The organism is Aestuariivirga litoralis (assembly GCF_015714715.1).
Lineage (GTDB): Bacteria > Pseudomonadota > Alphaproteobacteria > Rhizobiales > Aestuariivirgaceae > Aestuariivirga > Aestuariivirga litoralis_A.
Genome location: NZ_WAHS01000004.1, coordinates 1 through 3,850, shown reverse-complemented (window position 1 = coordinate 3,850; position 3,850 = coordinate 1). Strand labels below are relative to the sequence as shown.

General features: G+C 51.6%; 6 protein-coding genes. 5 read left to right on the top strand and 1 reads right to left on the bottom strand.

Annotated features, from left to right (window positions below; all coding sequences use genetic code 11):
- Positions 1–58 precede the first annotated feature (58 nt).
- From F8B91_RS16865 to F8B91_RS16855, 3 genes are all read left to right on the top strand, one after another.
- Entirely contained in the window at positions 59–484 is a 426-nt protein-coding gene (locus tag F8B91_RS16865; protein ID WP_196505054.1) for a hypothetical protein, read from the top strand.
- Between the two features lie 292 nt (positions 485–776).
- Positions 777–1,016 (top strand): hypothetical protein, encoded by a 240-nt coding sequence (locus tag F8B91_RS16860; RefSeq protein WP_196505053.1) that lies wholly within the window; start codon positions 777–779, stop codon positions 1,014–1,016.
- A 70-nt stretch (positions 1,017–1,086) separates the two neighbouring features.
- Positions 1,087–1,707, top strand: a complete 621-nt coding sequence (locus F8B91_RS16855; RefSeq protein WP_196505052.1) for a hypothetical protein — start codon at positions 1,087–1,089, stop codon at positions 1,705–1,707.
- Here the strand turns inward: F8B91_RS16855 and F8B91_RS16850 are convergent.
- Positions 1,704–2,714: an IS1595 family transposase gene (locus F8B91_RS16850; RefSeq protein ID WP_432432048.1), complete on the bottom strand. Its 1,011-nt coding sequence runs from the start codon at positions 2,712–2,714 to the stop codon at positions 1,704–1,706. The two genes, F8B91_RS16855 and F8B91_RS16850, sit on opposite strands and share 4 nt — an antisense overlap.
- A gap of 56 nt (positions 2,715–2,770) precedes the next feature.
- Between F8B91_RS16850 and F8B91_RS16845 the strand changes: the two genes are divergently transcribed.
- Both F8B91_RS16845 and F8B91_RS16840 read left to right on the top strand, forming a co-directional pair.
- Positions 2,771–3,010 carry a DUF6471 domain-containing protein gene (locus F8B91_RS16845; protein ID WP_196505050.1) on the top strand — a complete coding sequence of 80 codons (240 nt, stop codon included), beginning with the start codon at positions 2,771–2,773 and terminating at the stop codon, positions 3,008–3,010.
- A gap of 51 nt (positions 3,011–3,061) precedes the next feature.
- Positions 3,062–3,772: a hypothetical protein gene (locus F8B91_RS16840; RefSeq protein ID WP_196505049.1), complete on the top strand. Its 711-nt coding sequence runs from the start codon at positions 3,062–3,064 to the stop codon at positions 3,770–3,772.
- The last annotated feature ends 78 nt before the right edge of the window (positions 3,773–3,850 follow it).

Here is a 3,850-nt window from a genome sequence, read left to right as displayed (position 1 = left end):
CGGTATTATGGCGCAAATGCCACAAGCATTCCAGAGGTTGGCCGCCTAACTATCCGGCATGAACACGCAAGCCATATTCGCCTTAAAGGAACGCCGCGCCAAGGCAGCAGGCCGGATTGAAAGCCTGCAAAAGCAACTGTCCAAAAGCAGGCGCGAGGTTGCCAGCCTTGACGCCACGATCCACATTTTTGATCCGGCCTACAAGGTAGGCTCCATCCGGCCAAAACGCCCCAAGGTCAAAACCAACCTGTTCAAGATGGGTCAGCTTGGCCGGATCATCCTAGACGCGCTCAGGAAGGCGGAACGGCCCCTGTCATCGGCTGAGGTTGTCGAGGCCGTGGCACTTGCCGCTGGTGCTGAGAAAGCGCGGGAGCCGTTATTCCGGCCCAGCGTGTCGGCAAACCTGAGTTACATGGCGCGGCGCGGGAAGGTGATAAAGGCTGGTAGTCGCGATAGAGCACTTTGGGCCTTGAATCCTCTTTAGGGGTCTTACCACATCTAGAACCGTTATCAGCTTTAACCCTGATATTAATCCGTTAGAGGATAGGAACTCGAAGCCGCCTTAGGCGTTTCAAGACCTCTTGACCCGCATTGTAACTTAGCGCAAACACCAGATGTTAAGCACTGGGATTGACAACCTACAATAAACGTGATTGCGACACTATTTGGTCTCGCAATATTCACACAGGATAACTATTGTATGGTTGTCCAAGCCCTTGCTTTGAGTGTTTGAGACTAAATGACTGTAATTGTTTATTAAACCGGAGAAATAAGCCATGTCCAAAGAAGGAAGAGAAGGTTCGCTGCTTGACAGCCTCTTCACGAAAGAGGGCAGAGAGCTGGTGAATGTGAAATTTTATCGCGGAACTGATGATGTTATCTCAGAAGAAGAACTCACTAGCGAGTTCCGTGACTCTGTGCTGCGCCATCGCAAAGCACAGAACGCAGGTCCCGGCTTCATGCCTAAGTGCAAGAAAAAGCCAGTTGACCTCAACAAGATAGTTGCCGATATGTAACGGCAATTTCTACCTAAGATTTACCGCCCGGGTCGAAAGTCCCGGGCTTTTTTTTCGGGATTTTGCAATCGTGAATGTTATTGATTTTATTACATATTTCAGCGGCATTACTAGCGTCCCTATCGACCTTGAGGATCACGTAATACCAAAGCTCGTAGAGGCGAAACTCACGGATGAGATTTACCCCTTTTATGATTCCAAGCTTCCTCCCGGGAAATTGACCGGACATTTCGTTCAAGAAATCATCCCCACCGATGCCGAGGGTGGAACGAAACGAATGGCTACAATCACGTATGGGGCGAATACTGACGAGATGCAGCGCTTGGCTGCATGCAAAGAGGCTATGAGCCTATTTGACCCTGAACATTGCCAAGTAAACAACCAGGAAGAATACGACGCTCTCGTTTCAAAAATCGTTCTGCCTCCGGAACTCGTTGACGCCGTAAACGAGGACGGCAAAGTTTTGACAGATCGCATTGCCGTTCTGCAGGCAATTGCCGTTCTGTTTCCCATGGCCGCTAGAAACCTCCTCCTGCCCAAATATCAGGAGAAGAAAATCACACTTGAGGAAATCGCGGAATTGGTTGAATTGCCGCCGTTTGCCGCCCGATATGTAATGAGCGATACGTGGCCAAAAACTCACGAAAACCTGTTGAAGCTTCTCCAGCACATCCACCAGATCAAGGATTAAGCTGACTTGTGGCGCTGCCAATAGCCGGAGAAATCCACAGAAGGCTTGCGGCTCAAAGCAAGCTGGCAAACGCGGCCCATCTGCTCTCCATTTGACATGCGGCGGTTATCTTCGCGCCAAGACATTTCCTGAGCGTAGCGCAACAGGTAGGCCCCGGCGATGTGGTGATGAATGCCGATCTCAGCGCGGCGGATGCGTGAGAAGAACGACTCGGCAGCATTGGTGCAAGCGCCGTCCAAGCTGTAGGCTTCCTCGTGGTTGATCCGCTTCATTTCGTATTTGGTGTGAAGCTCATTCCAAGAGTTGGCTTCGTCTGCATTGATCACCGTTCCCTTGGCAACCCGTGACTTGATGAACTTGGTTGCCTGAGCTTCGGTCTTGAACACGGCGGGCAGCGTAGCGCCGTCATGCTCACGCACGACCACGACAACCTCACGCTTGCCAGACTTGTTCTGCCACAGGCGGCGGTCCTTACGATCCTTCCTGAGATTGGCAGGCTTCACGTAACCACCAAAATAAGCACCATCAACCGATACCTCATGGCCTTCGCCGCCAAGATGACGGCCCTTGATTTCTTCGGCCATCGCTTCGCGCATTTTATGGCCCAGCACGAAAGCAGCCTTGTAGGAAATGCCAAGATCGCGGCTCATGGCCAGCATGGACTTGCCCTTCACCTCATTGCAGAAGATCGCAATGGCGGCGAGGTAGGAACGGAGCGGCATCTTGTGAGCGGCAAACAGGGTGCCGGAGGTGATGGTGAAATCCTTCTGGCATTCTTGGCAGCGGAACCGAAGCGACCCATTCTTGCGGCGAGCTTCATAGGCATCAAGGCCACCGCAATGCGGGCAGACCGGAGCGCCATCGGTTTCCTGCCAGCGCACCTTACGGAAGGTTGTTTCCGCCTCCACATCAGTCATGCGAAAGACCTGAGCGAGGCTCAGGCCCTTTGCTGACTTAGAGAGGAGGAAGTGTTGCGCCATATCAGATACGATATCCTTATACCGTATTAGATATGAAATAGTCCTCTTGCTGTCAACAGGAAAATATCATATATGATATTTTTATGAGCAAACAAGACAAGCAACTGTCTTGGGAGGACCGCGCAAAGCGTTTTCTCAAGGCCGAAATGAAACGGGCGGACGTAAGCTACCTGGAGCTTGCCAAACGCCTCAAGGAACACGGCCTAGAGGAAACTGAGGCTTCCATAGCCAACAAGCTCAGCCGGGGCACTTTTGCAGCCACGTTCTTCCTAGCGGCTCTTGTGGCCCTTGAAGTGGAAGGCATAAGGCTGGAGGATATTTAGCGACTACCGGTCTTCCGTAACTCGAAAATTGCCCATATAAAAACGCCAAGCATGGCGGAAAATGAAGTCAGTAAAACCAATAGCACCAAGGTCTCAAAAAAAGTGAGCGGGGTATTGGGATATGATTCGCATTTTTGGGAGCAGTGGATGCTCGGGTCGCTGGCAGTAGTGGGGCTCGTCGGCGTCGCCGTTGCGCTCTTTACCGCCGCTGTCGTAATTTCCCAGAGGCGCGAAAATGCCGAAACACACGCCGATTTTGAGAAATACAAAGTTGAGACGGGAAAAGATATTGCCGAAGCGAACGAACGCGCTGCACAGGCCAATCTAGTTGCAGAAAACGAGAAGTTGGCACGATTAAAGCTTGAAGCCCAATTGGCCCCACGTTCCATAGTGCAGGCGCAACAGGAAGAACTATCAGCCAAGCTCTCTTCTTTTAAGAGCCAAGTGGTGACGTTGCAGGTATCACCTGCCACGTCTGAAGCAGAATGGTTTATGAGAAACTTGGCTGCGCCGCTGAAAGACGCGGGGTGGACGATTGTTATGTTGCCAAGTGATCCATCCCCAACGTGGTTGAACCCTCGCGGCGTTATAATACAATATGCTTCACAGCCATCTGGTACGGACGATGCGGCGAGTACATCAAACGCTGCATCCCACGCCTTAGCAGAATATCTTACCTCAGTAGGGATTGCAGCGCACGCTATTGGGTTGCCCCATATTGGGGGTAATGTCACCATAGCCATCATTATCACTGATAAATAGAAACTCACCTTAGACCCCTGTCTGAGAAAGTGGTGCTAGGCGGCGATTTCTGCTTGTGGCAGTTGCGCCATAATACCG